This is a genomic window from Paraburkholderia sp. WS6 (assembly GCF_030464835.1).
GTDB classification, from domain to species: domain Bacteria; phylum Pseudomonadota; class Gammaproteobacteria; order Burkholderiales; family Burkholderiaceae; genus Paraburkholderia; species Paraburkholderia madseniana.
The window spans coordinates 218,487-241,332 of the sequence record NZ_JALQCK010000003.1; the positions used below are offsets into that span (position 1 = coordinate 218,487).

Below are 22,846 nucleotides of genomic sequence, written 5' to 3' on the forward strand. Positions count from 1 at the left end.
GGGTTGAAAAAATCTTATTCCGAGAGACTGGCGTTTCCTGTCTGCGAGTGGTACTGGACAACGCTGAAAAATGCACACGAAAAGTCCGAACGTGTGTAAGAGCAAATAAAAAACGGCTCGCCGGAGTAATCCGGTGAGCCGTTTTGTCTTGCGACCTTTTCAATGCCGCACGGTGCAGTTAGCGTGCATTAAAGCAACCGATACGCCAACCTCGCCGCCGCCCTCGCCGTGCGCTTATCCTGATCGAGCGACGGGTTGTACTCCGCAATATCCGCCGCGCGCAGCTTGCCCGACGCACGCACGCGCTGCACCATCGCTTCGACCACCGACAAGGGCACGCCCAATGCGGCAGGCGCCGATACAGCCGGCGCGGTAGCGGCCGGGAGCACGTCGAGATCGATGGTCAGATAAACGTCGTCCGCTGAATCCAGCAATTGCTGGAGATCGTCCAGACGCTGCGGCAATTGCGGCTCCTGCATGTTGATGTCGAGTACGTAGCGCACGCCGAGTTCCTCTGCATGCGCGAACAGCGAAGCGGTGTTGCCCAGATCGCTGATACCGAAGCAGGCGTAGTTGAACGGCACGCCCCGCTCGGCGCAGTCGTTCGCAATCTGATCGAACGGCGTGCCCGAATTGGCCGGCCGCTTCTGACGCAGATCGAAGTGAGCGTCGAAGTTGATGATGAGTAGCTTGCGGGTTGCGGTTGCCATGGCCTCAGCTCGAGCCCCATCCACGCGATCCTCATGCAAGCGCAAACCGCTATATGTCCCCCACGCAACCTCGTGCCCGCCGCCGAACACCAACGGCTGGCCGCCGTTCGCGAGCACGTCGCTCACCACGTTCGCGAGTTCCGCCTGCGCGCCTTCGAGGTCGCCGTCGTCGCACACCACATCGCCTGCATCGGCGAGCGTCGTCATCGACGTTTTCGCCGGCAGACCGGCCAGCACACGGCGCAATTCCTTAGGTGCTTGAGCCGCGCCAACGCGTCCCTGATTGCGCCGCACGCCTTCGTCAGAACCAAAGCCGACGATCACAGTCGCATCGCTTTCAGCGCATGGCGCAGCGCGTAAAACATCCTCATGCCGCCGCGCGCCGCCAAACGGCACCACCTGATTGAAAATACGCCGGGTATCGCCGGGCTCACCATCATCAGAACGGCCGCTCCATACCTTGTCGTCGAATGGAACTCTCATGCGCGCGACAACACCGCCTGCAGAAAGGCCCGCGTGCGCGGCTGCGACGGCGCCGAGAAGATTTCAGCAGGTGGCCCCGCCTCGACGATCACGCCGCCGTCCATCACCACCACCACGTCGGCGACTTCCTTCGCGAAACCCATTTCGTGCGTGACGACGACCATCGTCATGCCTTCGCTCGCGAGCAGCTTCATCACTTGCAGCACTTCGCCGACCAGCTCGGGATCGAGCGCGGAAGTCGGCTCGTCGAACAACATCACGCGCGGTTGCATCGCTAACGCGCGAGCAATGGCAACGCGCTGCTTCTGACCACCCGACAGGCTCGCCGGCATCACATGCGCCTTGTGAGCGAGGCCAACCTTTTCCAGCAGCGCGGTTGCAGCCGCTTCGGCTTCGGCCTTGCTGGCGCCACGCAACATCCGCGGACCGACCGTGATGTTATGCAGCACCGACAGATGCGGAAACAGATTGAACGACTGAAACACCATGCCCACTTCGGTGCGCAGCGCATTCAGCGAGCGCTCCTTGAGCATCGCCCCATGATCGACCAGCCGATGCCCGCAGATATCGATCGTGCCGCCTTCTGCCTGTTCAAGCCCATTGCAGCACCGCAGGAAGGTACTCTTGCCCGAGCCGCTCGGCCCGATCACGACCACCACCTGCTGCGGCTGAATGTCGAAGTCGATGCCGTTGAGCACGGTATGCGAACCGAACGATTTGGTCAGCCCGCGAATGCTGACGATAGGTTCATCTACTTTTACTGTGTTCATTGCACCATCCCTCCTGCACGCAAGCGGCGCTCCACACGATGCAGCGCGTAATTCGTCACCTGCGTCAACACCAGATACACCAGCGCGATGGCCAGATACACTTCGAGCGAACGGTACGACACGCTGATGATCTTCTGGCCTTCATGCATCAGATCGTCGATCGTCAGCAGCGACACCAGCGCCGAGTTCTTGATCAACGCGATGAACTCGTTGCCGAGCGGCGGGATCATCCGCACGATCGCCTGCGGCAGAATGATTGCGCGCATGGCCTGCCCCGACGACATGCCGATCGAACGCGCCGCTTCCATTTGCCCGCGATCCACCGACTGAATCGCACCGCGCACGATCTCCGACACATAAGCCGCCGAATAGAGGCCAAGCCCCAGCATCCCGCACACAAAAGCCGGCAACAGAATGCCGAATTGCGGCAAGCCGAAGAACAGCAGGAAAAGTTGCACGAGCAACGGCGTGCCGCGGAAAAACGTGAGGTACGCCGTACAGAAGGCGTACACGCTGCGCCGCTTCGGCGTGAGCCGGCCGATACCGATCAGCAGGCCCAGCACGCAGCTCAGCGCGAGCGCGGCGGCGGTCACTTCGACCGTCACCAGCGCGCCATGCATGATGTCCGGCCAGCCGGTAATCACCGGCGAAAAATCGAGTTCCATTGTGTCTGTTCAGCCGGTTATTGAGCGGTAGCGCCGAACCACTTCTTGACGATCGCCGCGTACGTGCCGTCGGCCTTGATCTTCGCCAGCGCAGTGTTGAATGCCGCCTTCAGTTGCGGTTCGTCCTTGCGCACGGCGATACCGTAGGCTTCGGTCGTCAGCGGCTTATCGAGCACGCGGAAGCCGCCGCGCGTCTTCACCAGTTGATAGGCGGCCGGCTTGCCGGTCACGGCTGCATCAGCACGGCCAATGCCGACCAGGTCGAACATTTCCTGATTCTTTTCGACTTCGACGCGGTTGATTTGCGGGTAGTTGTCGCGCAGGAAGTTGACCGACTTCGTGCCCACCTGGACCGAGACTTTCTTGCCGTTCAGGTCAGCGACTGACTTGATCGGCGAATCGCTTTTCACCAGCGCGACAAGGCCGCCGGCGTAGTATGAATCGGTGAAGTCGACCACTTTCGCGCGCTCATCGGTGATGTAGATGCCGGAGATCGCCACGTCGAAACGATGCGCGATCAAGCCCGGAATCAAGCCTTTGAAGTCGATATCCGTCCATTGCACGCGTTTGCCCATGGCTTTCGCGAGCGCATTCATCATGTCGACGTCGAAGCCGGTGCGCGCGCCGTTTTCGGTGAATTCCATCGGCGGGAAGGTTGCGTCGGTGGCGACGTTCAGCACGTCCGGCGTTTGTGCGGAAGCCGCGCCGGAAAAGCCGGCAAACGTCACCGCAAACGTGACACATGCGAGGGACAACAGTCGATTCAGTTTCATGGGAGGGCTCCTTGTGGTTCGTTCGGTTTGTTCAGTTCGTTCGGTATCCAGATCGAATACGGCCGCGAGCGGCCCTGCCCGATCAATCGGTTTGCATATGCTCGGAAATAGCGCGGGCCGTACGTAGCGTCCCGTCGATGAATTGGCTTTCGCGGCCGATGGCGCGCGTGGACGGCGCCATCAGCGTGATCGACGCGCTGCTTCCGGCGCCGCGTCCGCTGCGATGAAATATCGGGGCGCTCACGCCCCACACGCCCGGATCGACTTCGCTGTCGCTGACGGCGTAGCCCTGAGCGCGAATCTGTTCGAGTTCGGCTTCGATCGCGGCGCGGCCGGCGGGGTCGTTGTCGAACAGGTTATCGAGCACTTCGGTGCGGGCCTTGTCGGCCATGAACGCCAGCAGCGATTTCGCCGAAGCACCGGCTTTCAGCGGCACGGCGCGGCCTTTTTCGAACGAGCAGCGCAACGAGTGCTGGCTGTCGACCATTTCCAGGCACATCACCTGATGCTTGACCGCGACCACCAACCCGATGCTTTCCTGCGACGCGCGTGCCAGTTGTTGCATCTCCGTGCGGCTCGCTTCGACGAGCAGCGAATTCACGTCGAAGCCGAGCGCGAGTTGTAGGCTGATCGGACCCGGCGCGTAATGGCCCGCGTTTTCAGCGACGAAACCCCAGCGCTTGAGCAGCGCGATTTGCCGGTACAGCGTGCTTTGCGCGAGACCGGTGACAGCGAGCAGATCCTTGACCGACATGGCCTTGCCATGACTGGCGAGCGCCGCCAGCACCAGCAGCACCCGTTCAGCCCCTGTCACACCCTGTTCCGCGTTCACGATGAAAACTACCCACAATGAATAACGGAATCAGAATGCCAGAACATTCTCGGATTTCAAAAATTGGATTCCCGACGAGTGGGAATGAGAAGAGAGGGTTTTCCCCGAAAGCGGGATAAAAGAGCGTGCCGCAGCGGACGCGCGGCACGTCGAGCGGATTCGCCCAACTAGAAAGTGGCTTGCTGAAGGGGTAAAGCGAGTAGAAGCGGCCGGTAAAAGCCGCAGCCTAGAGCGCGAGCACCGTCACGCCGACCTCAACCCGATGCGCCCCGCCCCCCAGGATCATCCCGCGCAGCAAGGACACGTCGCTGTAATCGCGCCCAATTGCGAGCGTCACGTGGTCCATGTCGGCGAGTACGTCGTTGGTGGGATCGAGATCGATCCAGCCACTCTCCGGGCAATACACGGACACCCATGCATGCGAGGCATCCGCACCGATCAACCGCGGCTGCCCAGGCGGCGGATCGTTGCGCAGATAACCGCTCACGTAGCGCGCCGGCAAACCCAGCGAGCGCAAACAGCCGATCATCACCTGCGCAAAGTCCTGGCATACCCCGCTCTTCAATTCGAAGGCGCGTTCGGCGGGCGTGTCGAACATCGTCGCCGAAGGTTTGTACGCGAAGTCTTCGTGAATCCGGTGCATCAGATCGATCGCCCCCGCCACGATCGGCATGCCGGGCGGAAAGCTCGGCAGCGCATAAGCGCGCAACGACGGCCGCGGCACGATGTTAGGCGATGCAAAGCAGAACTCCACCTCGGGCCGGAACTCGCCGCCGACCCAGAAACGCAGCTCGTCCGCCACGCACTCCCATTCCGGCGTTTCATCGGGGTCGAGGTCGGTCCAGCGCGGCATGAGCGCCACGGTGGTTTCGCTGACGAGTTGCAAGCGCTCGTGCGGGGCGTCCAGCGCGAAGTACAGGACGTCGTTGCCGAAAGCGTCGATACGGCTGGTCTGATACGACGGCTCCGGCTCGATCTTTTCGCTGTGCGAGACCACACGCTGCCACGCACAGGCGATCGGCCGGATCGTCGCGAGATGCTGGGCGGTCTCCACATACGTGGAGTAGTGGTAGGTCGTGCGATGCGAGACGGACAACACGGTCGGCGCGTGCTTCATGACCACACCTGCGATGCCACCGTACTGGCATGACTGAAATAGCGCGCGCTGATCTCATGCGCCGCCGCGCCGACATAGCCGCCAATCTGATCGCACACCGCAATCAGGTCGGCGTATGAATCGTCTTCGTCGATGGCGCACAGCGATTCGAGCGCCGGCAAGGAAGCGGCGGGCGGCATCAATTCCGCAAACGGACGATGCCGCATGCTGCCCGCCGCCACGGCGATCTCGTCGAGCTTCTTGCGCAAGCGCTCATAGACGCCATAGACGCCGCGCGGATTAGTGGGCTCGATCACCAGCAGATCGAGCAAGGCGGGTACTTCGAAACGACCCGGATACAGTGAGCGATACGTCAGCGTGCTGTCGAACAATTGCAGCAACAGATCGAACCCGGCGGGTGTCGAGAGCTGGCCATTATCGGCGACCACCCGCAGGAACGACGTCATCGCCGACACGCGTTCGATATGCCGCCCGACGAATAGCAGACGCCACGCTTCGTCGCGCGTCATGCGGTCGCCTTGCGCGCCGCTGATCGCCGATAGCTGCACCGATAAACGTTCAAGCGCGTTCATCAGTGTCACACGGTCATAACGATCGTAGCGTTCGCTGCGCTCAGCGCGACCGTTACCATTCGCGCCGCCCTGCGATGAACCACTACCACTGCCGTTACCGTTACCACCACCATTGCCATTGCCGTTGCCCCCCGCAGCCGGCATCAACGTCTGCAATGCATCGCGGAAGTCGTTACGCGCCGCGAGAATCGTGCGCCAGTGATCGTTCGACAAACGCCCACGCACTTCGCCGTTCGAGCGTGCTTGCCATGCGAGGTTCTGGCCAATGCTCGTGGGGCCGGTGCTCTCGCTCAGATTCGCGACCAACGCACGCTCGAACACTTGCGGCGAATTCGGCGCAAACATGTCGCCGGATTGCACGAGACCGCAATGCATGGCGAGCTCGACCAGCGTGGGGAACATCGCATCGGCGTCGTTGCCTTCCAGCGAGCCGAGAATCAGGCGCAACAGCCGCACATTGTTTTCGGCGCGTTCGCCATAACGTCCGGCCCAGAACAGGTTTTCCGCCGCGCGGCTCGACACGGTGCGATGCTTGCGCGCGAGGTCGGCGGGTTGCATCGGCGAGGGCAGCAGCGTGAAGGTCGACGTCGGCTGACTCGACAGCACCCACGTGTCGACGCTACTGCCGCCGTACTGCATCGACACCGTCGCCTGGCGCTCGGCGGCCATCCGCGTGAAACCGCCTGGCATCACATGCCAGCCGCCGTTGACGTCGGCAATCGCATAGACACGCAGTACCGACGGACGGCGGCCAATGGTGCCGTCTTCGTAACGCGGCGTGCAGGAAAAGCGCTGCGGCTGCTGGATCGTATAGGCATCGGGCATCGCTTCGATGCGTTCACGCCATGTCGACAGCCGTTGCCTGCCCTGCTCGATCCCGGGTGGCGCATCGCGTGCCGCGACCGGCCAGGTCGGTACGATGAACGCTTCGTCCAGACGCCCGAATGCGTGGACACGCGCCGCCTTTTCGCCGCACCACCAGGTGGCCACGCTCGGCAGCACGAGGTCTTCGTCGAGTAAAACTTCGGCGATGCCCGGCAAAAAGCCATGCAAAGCAGGCGATTCGACAAAGCCCGAACCCGGCACGTTCGACACGATCACATTGCCCGCACGCATCACCTGCAACAGGCCCGGCACGCCGATGCTCGAATCCGCGCGCAGTTCGACCGGATCGCAGAACGCATCGTCCAGACGCCGCAACACGACGTGCACGCGTTCGAGACCGGCGAGCGTCTTCAGATACAGCATGTCGTCACGCACGGTCAGGTCTTTGCCTTCGACCAGCGTGACGCCGAGATAGCGCGCGAGAAACACGTGCTCGAAGTAGGTTTCGCTAAACGGTCCAGGTGTGAGCAACGCGATATGGGGCAAACCATCGGCGCCCGAACTGTCGTGCGCCATGGTGGCCTGAGCGGCCTGCGCAAGCGTCGCGATCAGTTGCGAATAGGTCGGGGCGAGGCGGCTTACGCGCATCGCGCGGAACGGTTCGGCGAACAGCGTCGACACGATCAGCCGGTTTTCCAGCGCATAACCCAGGCCGGATGGCGCCTCGGTGCGATGCGCCATGACCGTCCAGTTGCCGCCAGGCGTACGCGCCAGATCGACGGCAACCACCTGCAGATATTGCCCGCCAGGCGGTGTGAAGCCCTTCACGGAGCGCAGGTAACCCGGATGCCCGAACACCAGCGCGGGCGGCAACTGCCCCCGATCGAGCAAGGTCTGCGGCCCATAAATATCGGCGACGATGGCATTGAGCAGATGCGCGCGCTGCGTCACGCCACGCTCGATATGCGCCCACTCCGCCTCGCTGATCAGGAACGGCAGCAGGTCGAGCGCCCACGGCCGCGGCTCGCCGTTATCCGCGTAGACGTTGTAGCTGATGTCGTTGTCGCGGATCTGCTGCGCGATCGACGCGCGGTGATCCTCCAATCGCGCGATGCCGTCTTCGCCGAGCCGCTCGAAGAACTGCCGCCACGGCTCGCGCAACACGCCCGAGGCGTCGCGTAACTCGTCCCAATGTCCTTCGTAGGCCGGCAACAGCCGCAATAAGGACGAAGCGTCCGCGCGCGCCGCGGACGTTTCGAAAGGAAAAGTCGATTGAAAGGCCAAGGTCGTGTCGTTCTTAAAAGTATGCTGCCGCTTTCAGTCTACCAGGTTACCAGTAGCGCAGGTCCAACGTAAACGGAAACTCGAGGCTGCGCTGCGGTACACCGACCGTGAGCGGCCCCGGCGTATGACCGGATGCGAAGAAGCGTGCGCGCCGCCGGCTTTCGGCCTCGTAGGCGTTGACCGGGAAGGTCTGATAGTTGCGCCCGCCCGGATGTGCGACATGATACTGGCATCCGCCGACCGAGCGGCCAGTCCATGTATCGAACAGGTCGAAGGTGAGCGGCGCATCCACGCCGATGGTCGGATGCAGCGCCGACGGTTGCGCCCAGGCGCGAAAGCGCACGCCGGCCACATATTCGCTGACGCGGCCCGTCGGCTGAAGCGGCACCGGCACACCGTTGACCGTCACCACATGGCGGTTGTCGTTCAAACCGAGCGCACGCACTTCGAGCCTTTCCACCGACGAATCCACATAACGCACCGTGCCGCCCGGCGAGCCCTCCTCGCCCATCACGTGCCACGGTTCGAGCGCGTTACGGATCGTCAGCGAGACGCCGTTCACCGTGGTCTCGCCGACCAGCGGGAAGCGGAATTCGAAGTGCGGCGCGAACCAGCTGCTCTCGAAGGCGAAGCCCGCCTGGTTGAGTTCGCCGAGCACGTCGTCGAAATCCATCTTCGCGAAGGTGCCGAGCAGGAAGCGGTCATGCAGTTCCGTGCCCCAGCGCGTGAGCCGCTGCGTGTACGGCGTGTGCCAGAAGCGCGCCACCAGCGCGCGCAGCAGCAACTGCTGCACGAGACTCATGCGTGCATGCGGCGGCATTTCGAAGCCGCGCAATTCGAGCAGGCCGAGGCGGCCAGTCGGACCATCGGGCGAATAGAGTTTGTCGATGCAGAACTCGGCGCGGTGCGTATTGCCCGTCACATCGATCAGGATGTTGCGCAACGAGCGGTCGATCATCCACGCCGGCAGGTTCGCGCTGTCGCGGCCGCCGAGCAGATCGATCTGCCGCTGCAGTTCGCGGAACGCCACCTCCAACTCATACACCTGGTCGTTGCGCGCCTCGTCGACGCGCGGCGCCTGGCTCGTCGGCCCGATAAAGAGCCCGGAAAACAGATACGACAGCGACGGATGGTTGTGCCAATACGCGATCAGGCTGGCCAGCAGATCCGGACGGCGCAGGAACGGACTATCGGCAGGCGTCGCGCCGCCGAGCACGAAGTGATTGCCGCCGCCGGTTCCCGTATGCCGGCCGTCGGTCATGAACTTCTCGCTGCTCAGATAGCTCTCGGCCGCGGACTGATACAGGTACTCCGTGTTGTCGACCAGTTGCTCCCAGCTCGAAGCCGGATGAATGTTCACCTCGATCACACCCGGGTCCGGCGTTACCTGCAAGACCTTCAGGCGCGCATCGCGCGGCGGCGGATAGCCTTCGAGCACCACCTGCATCTGCAATTCGGCGGCCGTCGCTTCGATCGCCGCAAGGAGGTCGAGATAGTCGTCGAGTTCGGTGAGCGGCGGCATGAACACATGCAGCAGCGAACGCCCGCTGCCGAACGCTTCGGTTTCCGCCTTCGGACCGGCGGCCCGTTTCGGGTCGCGCGCTTCGACGCAGATCGCCGTACGCAACGTTTCCTTCGACGACTGCCCACGCTCCGGCGGCTGCTGGTCGCCTGACTGAGGCGCAAAGGCCAGCACGCCGCTGCCCGCCATGCCGCTCAACAAATCCGCCGCTGACGACGACAACGCCGCCGCACGCCGCGCATCGGCGGCGCTCAAGGTGCGCTGCTCGCCGTCGTATTGCATGCGCAATTGCGCAGCCGGGCGCAACGGCACCGGCGGAGCGAACGGATCGTGTGCGTGCTGATACGGATAGTCGGTCTTCGACACCCACGGCAGCGAATCGAGCGGCAAGCGATAACCCATTGGCGAATCGCCGGGAATCAGGAACATGCGTTCGTCGCGGAAGAACCAACGGCCGCTGACCCACTTCGGCGGCTCGTTCGGCACGTCGCGTTCGCGTGCGAGCGGCAGGACAAAACCGGTCGCGCCGCCCAGGCCCGCGTCGAACACACGCCGCAGACGCACGCGCTCCAGCTCGTCATCCAGACGCGCATCGAGCGGATCGACGTTGACCGGCAGACGGCGCTCGCGCCACAGGTAGTACCAGACGTCTTCGAAGCCGGGCTGGATGCAGTCCGTGTCGAGCGATAGCTTGGTCGCCAGATGAGCGAGGAAACGCTGGGCGTCGGCGGCCGTGTAGGTGCCCGGCTCGCGTTCGTCGGCGAATAGCGTAGGGTCTTGCCAGCACGGCTCGCCGTCGGCGCGCCAGTAGAGCGACATGGCCCAGCGCGGCAACTGTTCGCCCGGATACCACTTGCCCTGGCCGATATGCAGAAAGCCGTTAGCGCCGTAGCGCGAGCGCAGCTTGTCCATCAGCGCGACCGCATAGCCGCGTTTGGTGGGGCCGAGCGCGTCGGTGTTCCATTCGGCGGCGTCGCGATCGCGCACCGACACAAACGTCGGCTCGCCGCCCATCGTCAGGCGCACGTCCATCTCGGTGAGGCGCTGGTCGACCTGCTCGCCCATTTTAACGACGTCGCTCCACACTTCTTCGGTGAACGGCTTGGTGACGCGCGGCGTCTCCAGTACCCGTTCGATCGACATGGTGTGCTCGAACTCGACTTCGGATTCGTCGACCGCGCCGGAAATCGGCGCCGCGCTGCCGGGTTCGGGCGTGCAGGCGACCGGAATATGGCCTTCCCCGGCGAGCAGGCCGGAGGTCGGGTCGAGGCCGATCCAGCCCGCGCCCGGCAGGTAGACCTCGCACCATGCGTGCAGGTCGGTGAAGTCGACTTCGGTGCCGCTCGGGCCGTCGATGGATTTGACGTCGGGCGCGAGTTGCAGCAGGTAGCCGGAGACAAAGCGCGCCGCCAGCCCCAGTTGCCGCAACGTCTCGACCAGCAGCCAGCCCGAATCACGGCAGGAACCCGCGGCGCTTACCAGCGTTTCCTCGGGCGTCTGCACGCCAGGCTCCATGCGGATCAGGTAGCGGATCTCGCGTTGCAGCCGCTGATTCAGTGCGACGAGGAAGTCGGCGGTGATCATCGGCTTACGGTCGATACTCGCGACGAACTCGGCGAAGCGCGGCGTCATCGGCCGCTTGACGAGGTACGGGGCAAGCTCCAGCGCGAGGCCGGGTTCATACTCGAACGGAAACCGTTCCGCCGACGGTTCGAGAAAGAAGTCGAACGGGTTGTAGACCGCCATCTCGGCGACCAGATCCACGGTCACCTTGAATTCGCGGGTCTTCTCGGGGAAGACGAGGCGCGCCTGATAGTTGGCAAACGCGTCCTGCTGCCAGTTGATGAAGTGTTCAGCCGGTTCGACCCGCATCGAATAAGACAGAATGGGGGTCCGGCAATGCGGCGCAGGCCTGAGACGCACGACCTGGGGCGACAGCGCAACCAGCCTGTCGTAGCGGTAATGTGTGACATGATTCAACGCGACGCGTATGGACACACCGGACTCCTGGACAAGGGATGGCAGCCCGCCAAAAAGCAAGCTTCATGCCGTGGATCGAAAAACCGCGTGAACTGCCTGTACCGCCCGGATTACAGCCTACTGCGAAGTTTGCCGCATCTGTCGACCGTCCGGTCGATCGATCAGCGCGCCTTTCCACTGCCTTTTCGGTAGCCGCGCACCAAAGCGGCGCAGCGCCGATGCACGATCATGCACGTAATGTGCGTTAAACCAGTGACGTCTGGCAAATGCGGCATGAAGATTGCGCGTCGGCTTCGCTCCACGACTGCCCCCACACCCAGGCTCTATCGATGAAAACCTTCCACTGCAATCGCTGCTCGCACCTTGTGTTCTATGAAAACGTTCGTTGCGAACGGTGCGAGGCATTGCTCGGATATGTGCCTGAACTGGCCGAAATCAGTGCCTTCGAAGACGCCGGCGAAGGCCGCTGGCGCAGTCTGCATCCGCGTGGCGAGGGTGCATTGTTCCGGCAGTGCCACAACTACGCGGTCGAAAATGTCTGCAACTGGATGATCCCCGCCGACTCGCCCGACACGCTGTGCCGCGCCTGTCAGCTTACGCGCACGATCCCGAATCTGAGCGCGCCGGACAACCGGCTCTACTGGTACCGGTTGGAGATGGCGAAGCGGCGTCTGCTGTACACGCTGGCCGCGCTCGGCCTCGACGTGCTCTCGCGCAAGGACGATCCCGAATACGGGCTGGCATTCGAATTCCTCGAAGACGGCGACGACGGCGAGCGCGTCATGACCGGCCACGACAACGGGCTCATCACGCTGAACATTGCCGAAGCCGAAGACGCCTACCGCGAAAAGGTGCGCAGCGCGATGGGCGAGCCCTACCGCACGCTGCTTGGCCACTTCCGCCATGAGACGGGCCACTACTATTTCAGCCAACTGGTCGAGAACGACCCGCGCTGGCTCAAGCCCTACCGCAAGCTATTCGGCGACGAGCGCGCCGACTACGGCGAAGCGCTGACGGCCTACTACCGCGACGGCGCACCGAAGGACTGGCAGGCCTCGTATATCAGCGCCTACGCGACGATGCATCCCTGGGAAGACTGGGCCGAGACGTGGGCGCACTACATGCTGATCGTCGACGTGCTGGATACGTCGACGTCGTACGGCCTCGCCTTGTTGCCCGACGACCCGAGCGAGCCGACGCTGACCGACCGCACGCCCGTCGAAGACGCGAGCTTCGAGAATTTGATGAAACGCTGGTTTCCGCTCACGTATGCCTTGAACAGCCTGAACCGCAGTCTCGGCATGCCCGACGGGTATCCGTTCACGCTGGCCTCGCCGGTGGTGGATAAGCTGCGGTTCGTGCATCGGGTGATTGCGGCAGCCGGCGACAAAACGCAACCGCGCGAAGCGGCGAAGCCGGCGCGTAAAGCCGGAACGGGGCAGGCGCCGTTAAAGACGGCGCAGGCTGGGGCGTTGCAACCGGTGGCGGCACAACCGGTCGCGCAGCCGGTGCCACTGGCTGCGCCTCAACCGGTCGCACAACCCGTCATGTCACAAGAACCCGTGCAGGCACCTGTCATGGAGACAGCCGCGTCGTCAGCGCCGCCGTTGCAATCCGGACCCGCCGCCGCCAAAGCAGCACCCGCCAAGCGGGCCGCACGCCGGCGTTAGTCCAATTGCAATAACCGCACATGGAACGCTTCGAGAACCCATAAAAAATCCCGCTGCCGAATCAACCGGCAGCGGGATTTTTTTCATCGGAGCCAAACCTGGCGATCGCTCAATACGCGACGTAAGGCCCCGTACCACCAGGCGTCGTCTGCTGCTCGACGGCGGCGTACACGTTACGCCCGTAGAAGAACGGCAGGCCCCAGTCGAAAATCGAGGACGTCACAAAGGCCGGTCCAGCCAGCAGCGGCAACGCTGAATCGCCGCTGTACGTCTGCGAGATCGTCGTGGCATTGCCGACGCTGAAGTTCACCGCGCTCGTCGTGCCGTTCACCCCCTGGATCATCGCACTCAACGATTGGGTCGACACCGGGCAGTAGTACGCGCTATTGGGGCTCGCGCATGTCGGCAACGCACTGGTCTGGAAGAACAGGCCCGTCGAGCCGCTGTCCAGAATACTGCTCGAATACGTCGTGCCGTTCTGCACCGTCGTAAAGGTGCCGTTCGACGCACTTACGCCGATCACCTGCGCGCTGCCCAGCGCATTGTTGGCCTGCGTGCCGATGCCGAACACCAGTTGCCCGCTGACCGACTGCGCGCCGCCCGACACCGTCGGCAGACTCAACATCGAACCGTTGTTGTCGGTCGCGAAGTACGGAATCGGGTTGGCGACCTGCAGCGCTTCAGCAAGCGGAATCGACGTGCAGGTCGTGCCGCTGCAGCCGTAATACGTGCCGGCCACCGCCTGTTGCACACAGTTCGCGCCGCAGTCGTGCTTGAACACGCCGATGCCCAGAATGCCATTGGCCTGCAACGTGCCCGGCGTGTTGCGCGACGCGCCGACGCTCGCGCAATCGGACGGCACCGAAGCGTAGTTCGGGTCGATCACCTGGATCGGCAGCGAGGCCGCTTTTTCACCGGCGATCTGCAGGTCCGCGAGCTTCACCGAACCCCATGTGTAGCCGTCGAAGAACTGCATGCATTCGGCAACCAGATGGCCCGAGGCGTCCTTCTGCTGCGGCAGCGCCATCGAGGCCGGCAATTGCGAAGCGAACACGCGCACGCCCCACGAACCGGTATCCACCAGGATGTGATCGATGGTTTGACACTGGCTGGTGCCGGGCGCGCAAATCGTGATGCTGACGAACGGCATGTTCGGCACGTTGCTCACGCCGGAGTCGACCGTCACGCGCACCGCGTTGGCGGCCACCACTTGCGGCGAAGGCGAGGTATTCGTGACGGTGGGACCGGCCGAAAGGCTCGTCGTGCCGGAGCTCGATGAGGAGCTGGAACCGCCGGAGCCACCGCCCCCGCCGCCGCAGGCACTGACGAGCAACGCGAGCAGCGTCGCGCACAACAAGGTAACGAACGAAGACGTATGACGCATGATTCGCTCCGTTATTGAATGACGCCGACATCGACGCCCGCAGGCACCACTTGCGGCAGATAGGCGTAGCCGGCAAACGCGCGCAGGTGCCCGCCGGAGAACACAACCAGATCGCTGCCGGACACCGCGAGCGGCGTGCCACGCCGGGTTGCGGTGGCGGCGACGTATTGGTCGAACGACGCGCCCAGCATGGTTTTCAGATCGGGCAGCGTCGGGCCCTGCCACGCGACACCGAAGACGATGCCGTTGGGCGCAACGTACTCGCGCACCAGCGTGCCGGACGGCATCGCCACCAGGTGCACCGAATACGCGCTTTGCGTAGTGATCGTATGAGCCACTGCGTGAAGGCTCGTCTGATCGCTGTCGACAGAACTGACGTTCTGGCCGAGCGTGGCGTGCGCGGCAAACGACAGCGCGCAGCCTGCCCCGAGCATTGCGCGAGCAATGCTTGTAGAAAGCATCGGTTTCAAGAGATTTCCTTCGAGGTGAAACGCTCGTGGCCGGCGGGTGAGCCGATCACGAACGGGGAATCCAGGGGCGCACTCCTGACCGGCGGTGCCGGTTCTGCATTCACACCGGTTGGGTTGCGTGAATGCGTCTACGGAGTGGCAGCGCGAAACTTTAGCGATCGCGCAAGGGCACAGCAATCGTTTGCGGGACGATTTAAACCTTCTGCATGCTCGACGTCGTTTGAACCTGTTTGATATTTGAGGACAGGATCACCAAGGGGCGTCGCTTGAGCGCAAATTTTGCCGACACGTCCTGTTTAAAGCGAACACACGTATTAAATAACGGGGCCACAGCAGAAAAATATTAATGCGTGGCGCATGTCGCGAGTAATGTAAGCGTTCGCTGAAAAATTCGCGTTGATCGGCCTATTTCATCTGATTATTGCGGCACGTGTGGACTGCTTTTGTGTGAAGAGAAAACCGCGTACGAGCGCGCTCCGAGGCGGCAAAAAAATGCCGCGGATAACCTGGTGGTCATTCGCGGCATCGGGTCTTCATTGCTAATTCATTGCGAGTTCTGCAAGCCGCGCCGGGTTCGAATCGAGCGATTCGAACCCGGCAGCGTCCGTTACTTTTTCTGCTGTTGCAAGAGCGATTTAAGCTCCTGCACATTTTCTTCTACGCGTTTTGCGATCACCGCATACGACTCGGCCTGCGTCTGATACGCGGCTTGCGCCAACTGCTGCATGTCGGCGAGCGACTTATGCAGGCTTTGCTGGATCAGTTCGGCGGCTTTCGCCGGAGGCGCGGCGCCGCCGGCCGACAATTGCCCGGTGAGCGACTGCAATTCGCCCAACGTGGTACGCAGCATCTCGGTCTGTTTCTGCGCAAGTGACTGCATGCCCTGGAATGCCGTCTGATTCGCCTGAACCAGTGCTTCCACGTCCTTGCGTCGCGCTTCCATGATGGCGGGTACGTCGAAGCCGGGAAGCTTGAACTGCTCCAGCATTTTGGTGAAATCGCCAAACGGATTGGCGGCGTCAGGTTGGCTCATGCGAAATCCTCCTTAACGATTGAATACTCGCCCGCAGTGCATCGCCGCGATGGGTTTCTTCGGCATAGGCACCAGTGGCGTCGCGTGCGCCGAGCCTCCCGCAAAAGGCGTGCTGCTTCTGGGGTCGGACGGCACAGTGCGTCAATCATGCGCCATCCGGTTGCATTGCGCCAGCGGGCACACCCTGGCGTCGAGCGTCTCTTTGCCGGAACGTTTTGCGGCTTCGGCCACGAAGCATGCAAGGTCCGGTAAGTTACAGGATAGCTTCAGTAACCCGACGAAACGGCATGTCGACTATCGTTTCCGATGTGCTGGCGCACCGTTGCGCCGGTGCTGTCTCAATGGGAGCGACATCATGAAAAAAGGATTGCTGTGCGCGGCACTAGCCGCCATTCTGACCGTGGCCGCCACCGGCGCGCTGGCACAGGAAGCGGCAGCGCCGCCGCCCGCTTCGGCCCCCGCGCACGGCGAGCCGCATCACGGCGACGGGCCACCTTCGCCGCACGGGCCGATGGGTCCGGGTTTCGCGGTGGTCAACGACCTGGAACAGTTGCGCCGCCTGTACGCAATGAGCGGGCGTGAAGGCGAGATCGTCGCCGTGTATCACGAGGTGTTGAACAAGACGCAAGATCCGATGCTGCGCCACTACGTGTACGACTCGCTGGCCCGCGAGCAGTTGAAGCCGGCCAATACCGACCAGGCCATCGCTACGCTGCGCACCAGTCTGTCGGAAGATCTCGTTGCGACGAACAGGCCGCCGCGTGGCATGCCGGCAGAGGTGCAACCGCCTGCTCGGCAATAAAGCGCGGACTCGATCATCACGCAGTCGAACGGCCGGTAATTCCAACCCGACGCGAGGGACGCGGCAATTCGTCCCGATACAAAATCGGCTGGAAGCGCTCCCGTCGAAAAGCAGCGCAGCCGTTCGGCGCGCTGCGTTAGCTTTCGCACATAGCCGCCTCATTGCCTACTTTTCATCTTCCCTCAGGTGATTAGGATGAGAGCACCGTAACGCTAGTGCCTGGTGAACAATGCCCTATCCGCTCAATATGGCCGTCGCCGCCGCCCTGCTCATCTTCGTGCTGTGCTGCATCGTCAAACTTGCCTTGAGTTGACACTCTGCCGTCGCATTCATCCCATGCCAAACCCGCTCCGCGGCTGCATGTTTCGCCGTGACATTGCGCGAAATAATTGTTGAATGGAGTTCGGGAAGTGACTCGCCCATACTTCGTTTCGCTGCCGGTGCGTACGAAAAAAGACGCATGAGATCAAGGGTGCTTTGCGTGAAAACGCGCGTGCGAATGCGACCCCGATGATCAACGATCCCACGGTTGCCCGATCATCGGAAGATGCGTTCGAAGCTAACGGCACCGCGTGCCGACGACAGGATGAACATGTTGACTTCAGTGAGTTTCCTCAAAAAGAATGCCGCCCGTTTTGCATGCGTTGCAATGGTCTGCGGCAGCGCGCTCCTGACCGGTTGCGCCGGCGGCAGCATCAACAACGCGACCCAGACCAGCGCACAGCCGCAAGTGCGCCCGGACAATATTTATGTCTACACCTTCGACAGCAATCCGGATCAGGTCAAACTGGACAACGGCGGCATGCTGAAGAAATTGAAGTCGCAACTCGACGGCTCGTCCGCCGCGGAAAAGCAATCGGCCGATGCGATTGCCGTGCGTGAGCAGGTGGCCAACGAAATCGTGCATCAATTGCAATCGATGGGGCTGCACGCGAGTCGCTCGGACATCCCCGCCCCCGCCGACCAGAACGTCCTGCTCGTGCAAGGCAGCTTCGACAAGATCGACGCGGGTAATCGCCGCCGCCGCGTGCTGATTGGACTCGGCGCCGGCAAGAGCCAGGTGAGCAGCTCCGTGCAGATTCTCTACAAACCGGCGGGCGGCACCGCGCGGCTGGTGCAAAGTTTCAATGCCACCGGCGACAGCGGCAAAGCACCCGGCATGGTCGAAACGGCCGGCGTGGGCGCCGCAGCCGGAAGCATCGCGACCTCGGCAGCCGTGGGCGGCGGTTTGCACGCCATGTCCGAAACCAAGAAGGCCGGTGTTTCGGCGGATGCAAAGCGCCTCGCCGACGCGGTGGCAAAACAGGTGGCGCAGATCGGTGTAAGCGGCGGCTGGCTCTCGACGGAGCACGTCAAGGGATAAGTAATCCGCAGCGCTACGAAAACCACACCGCGAAGCGCGTGCCGGATACCAGACTGCTCACGGTCAAGCGCCATTCGTGAGCCGTGGCGATCTCCTTGCAGATCGCGAGGCCGAGCCCGGCGCCCTCATGCCGGGCATCCGGCGCGCGCCAGAACCGCTTGAAGAGAAACGGCAGATACTCCTGCCTGATGCCCGGCCCTTCGTCCTGAACCTGCACCGAGACGGCATCGACGATCAGCACGACCGTGCCATGCGCCGGCGAGGCGTTGATCGCGTTTTCAACGATATTCTTGAGCAGAATGAACAACGCGCTTCGGTCGGCCCAGATCGACGACGGCGCGACCGTGGTTTCGAGCCGGAGCGTCACCTCCCTGCGGTCGGCTTTGCGCGCAAGATAAGCCACCACGTCCTGCACCACGTCGACGATATTCACCTCGCCGAAGCTGAAGTTCTGCGACTCGCTGACTTCGGCGAGATGCAACAGTTGTCGAACCTGACGCGCCATCAGATCGATTTCGCGAAACAGCAGGTCCTTGTCGTCGATCCCGGGCTGCAGTTCGATCTGGCCGCGGATCAAGGTGAGCGGTGTCTGCAACTCGTGCGCGGCGGATGCGAGAAACTGCTGCTGCACGGCGAAGCCTTTTTCGAGTCTATCGAGTGTTTCGTTGAAGGCATGGATCAACGGTTTGATTTCACTCGGAATGCCCGTGGTGGAAAGCCGCGTGGTGAGGTTGCGCGGCGTGATGCGCGCAGCCGCGCGCGATGCCTCTCTAAGCGGCTTGAGCACCCGATGCACGGTGAAGGGCAAAGACAGGCCAAAAATGATCGTGGCAACGAGAACGATCGTCTTGATGATCGCCGGCATCGGCTTGATCTTGGCGTCGATAATCGCGTTGACGAAGCGCTCCGACGTCGCGGTCTGGGTATAGAAAACCGCCGAACCATGCGGAACCCGTAGCGTCAGGATTTCGAACGGCTTCGCCCCAATCTCCACGCGCTGAACATTGCCGACAGCCCCGGCTAGATCGCCGGCAATCCATGCTTCACGCCCCTCGGCGCCGTTCGAAGCCAGCAACACGTTGCCGCGTTCGTCGAGTACCCGGTACTTCAGTTCCGTCGGCGCCACCTCGAAAAGCCAGGCCTTCTCCGAAGGAAGCGCCACGGAAACCAGACGGCCGGTACCGTCGAACCGGAGTCCACTCGCAATCGCCGTGGCGCTTTCCATTTCCTCGTGCAACCCGAGCATCTGCTGAGGGAAGTGACTGAACGCATAGGTAGCGGCCGTCGCCAGCACGGTCAGGCTGATCGCGAGTGCAACAATGCTGGTCACCCAAAGCCGCGCGGATAAACTGCGAATCCAGTGATTGAACATGGTGAGCAATGGGCCGTTGATTTAGTGCTGTCCGGCGGACCTGGCGGCAACCTGGAGCGCGAAGCCCGCGCCGCGAATATTGGCGAGCCGCGTCGTCGCGCCGAGCGCGGTCAGCTTTTTACGCAGACGATGCAGCGTAACTTCGAGCGCATTGGGCGTGACGGCTTCGCCGAGTCCCCACGCGGCATGTTCGAGCGCCGCGTGCCGGACGGTGGCGCCCTCCGCCTTCACGAGACACAGCACGATCTGCAACTCGGCAGGCGCCAGCAGAACAGACTGCGCGCCGCAGCGCATGGCGCGTTGCTGCGGATCGACCGTGAGGTCGCCGAACGAAATCACCAGATCCGTCAGCGCCACCGGCCGGCGCATCAGCGTACGCACCCGCGCGACCAGTTCACTCATCGCGAAGGGCTTGGTCACGTAGTCGTCCGCGCCGTTTTCCAGTCCGTCGACGCGGTCATGCAGCGCGTCGCGCGCGGTCAGCATGAGCGACGGCGTCATCTGCCCTGCCGCGCGCAACGTCCGCAGAAAAGTCAGGCCATCGCCATCCGGCAAACCGCGATCGATGATGAGCACCGCGTAGTCGGCCCGGCTCACGCCATACTGCGCCTCCGAAATGGTGCCGAACACATCGGTCTCGATGCCTGCAGCGGAAAGCGCCTGACGGATCATGCCGGCGAGGCGCTCGTGGTCTTCGATCAGTGCGACACGCGACATGCGCTGGTGCTCAGTTGAATTCGTAAAGGTAGCCGACCCTGGCTTGCGGAATATAGCGCTTGCCCACCAGCGGACTGTCGGTAATACCGCTGCCAAGGTGCTCGACGCCGACGTCGAGGATCAGGATCTGATGGCGCGTGAACTTGTAGTCGATACGCGTTCCGACCGAGATGTCGTAGGTCGCCTTGCCGGTATATTCCGGGCGCCCGGCGCGCACTTCGGATGAGCGCACACCGTAATAGTAATCGACATATTTGTGGCTCAACCAATCCACGCCGGCGTGCGGTTCGAAGTCGAATTTCCCGTACTCGAAGGACTTGCTGAAATCGATCGTGGCTTTCTGGCCCTTGTTGCCGCCTTCCAGAAAATCGCCCGAGAGCGTGCCGTATGCGGTGTGCCATGCAAGCGCCGGGCCGTACCAGAACGCACCGTTGCGGTTCTGCATACCGTTCAGAATCGGCGCATCTGACGCCTTGTAGCCGTCGCCGAGGGCGTACTGTCCACGCAAGGCGAGGCTCACGTTGCTCCACTTGCCGATCTTCAGATCGACAGCCGTACCGAAGACATGCACCCATTTGTTGTCGAACGAGATCAGCGGAATCGGCGTGAATTTCGTGCCATAGCCTTTGTAGGGCGCCTGCTCGATGCCCGCGCCCACGCCCAGGCCCCAATGTGTCACGTTCGTGGAATTGTTCAGCACGGTGAAGCCTGTGTCGTCCGCTGTGGGCGGTTCAGGGCTCAGGCCGTCGGCCAAAGCCGCGCCCGAATACGCGCAGAACGATGCGAACGATGCGATAGCCAGTAACAACCTGCGCTCACGGCGAAGAGTTTTTTTCACGTCGAGTCCTGAGTGGATGGATGAGGCAGCATCGACTCTAGAACCACTGGACTTACTCGTTACTTACTCGAAACGGCGGGAACAGGCGTATTGGGGCACAGCGCACGGGATAGGGAACGATCGCGGCAGCAGATGCCTCGGCAAGGCCCGCCGGCCGTAAGTATCAGGTAAGTCACGCGAGTTCAGCATCGAGACCGCTATCCGATCGCGGGATCTCACTCGATGAAACTCACCAATACAACCGCACTGCGCGCAAACGCCGTGCTCTTCTGCCTCTCGACGTGCGTCGCCATCATTCCGAGCCTGATCCTTTCAGTGCTGTTCGGCCTGTTCGACGACAACGCGCCCTTGCTGCCCTACCACGTGGCCACGATCGGACTGGCCCTGGTCGTCATGCTTTCGTTGAGATGGGCCGCACGCCGCGCGTTCGACGCGGCTTTAGCGGCACACCAGGTCAGATTGCTCGACGAGCCCGCCGACCAGGCATCGATCGACGCATATTGCGCGCGTGCGTGGCTCGTCCAGTTGCATGTGGAACTGCAGGGACGTCACTGCATCGATTGATGGCATCAGCGTGACACTGCACGGCGCACGCTTGTGCGCGATGCAGCGACACGCCTTCGCTCGTTAGAACCGCAACAGCACCTTGCCCTTGCGCGCGCTCTTCCCGCTCACCGCTGCCGCTTGCGCCACGTCCTCGACATCGAAGATGGCTTCGACCGGCAGCTTCAACTCGCCCGACGCGGCGAGCCTCAGCAATTCGCCGATCATTCGCGCTTTATCCGCGCCCGAAGTGACTTCGAAAATCTTGCTCGCCCAGAAACCCTTGACGGTCGCCTGCTTGAAGATCGCATCGCCGGAGCTGAGGCGCATCGGCTCATTGGACATCGCGCCAAACGACACCAGGGTGCCGTTTTCGCCAAGCAGACCGAAGATGTCACCACTGGCGTCGCCTCCCACGGAATCGACACCTGCCATAATCGGTGCATCGCCGACGATGTCGCGAACCCGCTTCTTCCAGCCCTCGCTTTCGGTCGACACCGCATTGCCGATGCCGACCTCGGCCAATTCCGCAATGCCCGCCTCGCGCCGGACCAGATTGACCCCATTGATGCCGCGCGCGTTGGCGAGCATCGCCAGAGTCTTGCCGACCGCACCGTTCGCCGTGTTCTGGATGAACCACTGACCGGGTTCGAGGTGCAGATATTCGAGCAACATGACCGCGCTCAACGGCATGGCGATCAGTTGGCAACCTGTTTCGTCGCTGATCGCGTCGGGCAGCGGGACCACCACTGCCGCCGGCGCCAGAACGTAATCGGCCCAGCCCTCGTAGATGCCGGCCACCACTACGCGTTGACCGGGCTTCAGGTGTTCGACACCTTCGCCGATCGCGTCGATCACGCCGGCAACTTCAGTGCCACCCACGGCCGGCAGTTTCGGCTTGTAGCCGTATTGACCGCGAATTGTCCAGAGGTCGTGATTGTGAATCGGCGACAAGGTCGATTTGATGCGCACCTGACCCGCGCCGGGATTCGGCATGGGACGTTCCGCGACCTGCAGCACCTCGGTGGGATTGCCGAAAGAGGAATAGATAACGCTACGCACAGTCTGTCTCCTGGTATGTGCAACGATGAGGACTCCGTTCTGCGCGGAGTGAGGGGTTC

18 protein-coding genes and 1 pseudogene are annotated in these 22,846 nt (G+C 62.5%); 4 read left to right on the forward strand and 15 right to left on the reverse strand.

What is annotated here, in order from left to right; genetic code table 11:
- Positions 1–188: 188 nt before the first annotated feature.
- From hutG to M0D64_RS05415, 8 genes are all read right to left on the reverse strand, one after another.
- A complete protein-coding gene (hutG, locus tag M0D64_RS05380; RefSeq protein ID WP_266239864.1) occupies positions 189–1,193 on the reverse strand; it encodes a formimidoylglutamase in 1,005 nt (334 codons plus the stop codon).
- Positions 1,190–1,963 carry an amino acid ABC transporter ATP-binding protein gene (locus M0D64_RS05385; RefSeq protein ID WP_266239862.1) on the reverse strand — a complete coding sequence of 258 codons (774 nt, stop codon included), beginning with the start codon at positions 1,961–1,963 and terminating at the stop codon, positions 1,190–1,192. Before M0D64_RS05385 ends, hutG begins: the two co-directional genes overlap by 4 nt.
- Positions 1,960–2,628, reverse strand: coding sequence for an amino acid ABC transporter permease (locus tag M0D64_RS05390; RefSeq protein ID WP_266256905.1), 669 nt, complete (start codon positions 2,626–2,628; stop codon positions 1,960–1,962). The genes M0D64_RS05385 and M0D64_RS05390 overlap by 4 nt, the downstream gene beginning before the upstream one ends.
- A gap of 17 nt (positions 2,629–2,645) precedes the next feature.
- Positions 2,646–3,401 (reverse strand): transporter substrate-binding domain-containing protein, encoded by a 756-nt coding sequence (locus tag M0D64_RS05395; protein WP_266256906.1) that lies wholly within the window; start codon positions 3,399–3,401, stop codon positions 2,646–2,648.
- Between the two features lie 82 nt (positions 3,402–3,483).
- Positions 3,484–4,233 carry an IclR family transcriptional regulator gene (locus M0D64_RS05400; RefSeq protein ID WP_200619279.1) on the reverse strand — a complete coding sequence of 250 codons (750 nt, stop codon included), beginning with the start codon at positions 4,231–4,233 and terminating at the stop codon, positions 3,484–3,486.
- A gap of 226 nt (positions 4,234–4,459) precedes the next feature.
- The gene (locus M0D64_RS05405) at positions 4,460–5,350 is read right to left on the reverse strand and encodes a transglutaminase family protein (protein WP_266256907.1); all 891 of its coding nucleotides are present in this window, start codon (positions 5,348–5,350) and stop codon (positions 4,460–4,462) included.
- Positions 5,347–8,031: a circularly permuted type 2 ATP-grasp protein gene (locus M0D64_RS05410; protein ID WP_154562851.1), complete on the reverse strand. Its 2,685-nt coding sequence runs from the start codon at positions 8,029–8,031 to the stop codon at positions 5,347–5,349. Before M0D64_RS05410 ends, M0D64_RS05405 begins: the two co-directional genes overlap by 4 nt.
- A 46-nt stretch (positions 8,032–8,077) precedes the next feature.
- On the reverse strand, positions 8,078–11,551 hold the full coding sequence (locus M0D64_RS05415) for a DUF2126 domain-containing protein (RefSeq protein ID WP_266256908.1): 3,474 nt from the start codon (positions 11,549–11,551) through the stop codon (positions 8,078–8,080).
- Positions 11,552–11,862: 311 nt separating this feature from the next.
- Between M0D64_RS05415 and M0D64_RS05420 the strand changes: the two are divergent.
- Positions 11,863–12,924 (forward strand): annotated as a pseudogene (locus M0D64_RS05420) (putative zinc-binding metallopeptidase); the annotation flags it as partial.
- Between the two features lie 388 nt (positions 12,925–13,312).
- On the opposite strand, the gene M0D64_RS05425 reads toward M0D64_RS05420, so the two are convergent.
- From M0D64_RS05425 to phaP, 3 genes are all read right to left on the reverse strand, one after another.
- A complete protein-coding gene (locus tag M0D64_RS05425) occupies positions 13,313–14,587 on the reverse strand; it encodes a DUF3443 domain-containing protein (protein WP_266239850.1) in 1,275 nt (424 codons plus the stop codon).
- Positions 14,588–14,598: 11 nt separating this feature from the next.
- Positions 14,599–15,048: a DUF2844 domain-containing protein gene (locus tag M0D64_RS05430; protein ID WP_266239991.1), complete on the reverse strand. Its 450-nt coding sequence runs from the start codon at positions 15,046–15,048 to the stop codon at positions 14,599–14,601.
- Positions 15,049–15,664: 616 nt separating this feature from the next.
- Complete coding sequence (phaP, locus tag M0D64_RS05435) at positions 15,665–16,090, reverse strand: phasin family protein (RefSeq protein WP_266239848.1); 426 nt, start codon at positions 16,088–16,090, stop codon at positions 15,665–15,667.
- 355 nt (positions 16,091–16,445) lie between these two features.
- On the opposite strand from phaP, the gene M0D64_RS05440 reads away from it, so the two are divergent.
- Positions 16,446–16,892 (forward strand): hypothetical protein, encoded by a 447-nt coding sequence (locus M0D64_RS05440; protein WP_266256909.1) that lies wholly within the window; start codon positions 16,446–16,448, stop codon positions 16,890–16,892.
- Positions 16,893–17,484: 592 nt separating this feature from the next.
- Positions 17,485–18,255 carry a DUF4410 domain-containing protein gene (locus M0D64_RS05445; RefSeq protein WP_266256910.1) on the forward strand — a complete coding sequence of 257 codons (771 nt, stop codon included), beginning with the start codon at positions 17,485–17,487 and terminating at the stop codon, positions 18,253–18,255.
- A gap of 13 nt (positions 18,256–18,268) precedes the next feature.
- Here the strand turns inward: M0D64_RS05445 and M0D64_RS05450 are convergent, their stop codons facing one another.
- The 3 genes from M0D64_RS05450 to M0D64_RS05460 all read right to left on the reverse strand — a co-directional run bounded on the left by M0D64_RS05450 (position 18,269) and on the right by M0D64_RS05460 (position 21,182).
- On the reverse strand, positions 18,269–19,585 hold the full coding sequence (locus M0D64_RS05450; RefSeq protein ID WP_308101806.1) for an ATP-binding protein: 1,317 nt from the start codon (positions 19,583–19,585) through the stop codon (positions 18,269–18,271).
- 63 nt (positions 19,586–19,648) lie between these two features.
- The gene (locus tag M0D64_RS05455) at positions 19,649–20,344 is read right to left on the reverse strand and encodes a response regulator transcription factor (protein WP_266256912.1); all 696 of its coding nucleotides are present in this window, start codon (positions 20,342–20,344) and stop codon (positions 19,649–19,651) included.
- 10 nt (positions 20,345–20,354) lie between these two features.
- Positions 20,355–21,182: a MipA/OmpV family protein gene (locus M0D64_RS05460; RefSeq protein WP_266256913.1), complete on the reverse strand. Its 828-nt coding sequence runs from the start codon at positions 21,180–21,182 to the stop codon at positions 20,355–20,357.
- Between the two features lie 222 nt (positions 21,183–21,404).
- Between M0D64_RS05460 and M0D64_RS05465 the strand changes: the two genes are divergently transcribed.
- Entirely contained in the window at positions 21,405–21,746 is a 342-nt protein-coding gene (locus M0D64_RS05465; protein WP_266256914.1) for a hypothetical protein, read from the forward strand.
- A 63-nt stretch (positions 21,747–21,809) separates the two neighbouring features.
- On the opposite strand, the gene M0D64_RS05470 is transcribed toward M0D64_RS05465, so the two are convergent.
- The gene (locus M0D64_RS05470) at positions 21,810–22,787 is read right to left on the reverse strand and encodes a zinc-binding dehydrogenase (protein WP_266256915.1); all 978 of its coding nucleotides are present in this window, start codon (positions 22,785–22,787) and stop codon (positions 21,810–21,812) included.
- Positions 22,788–22,846: the final 59 nt, after the last annotated feature.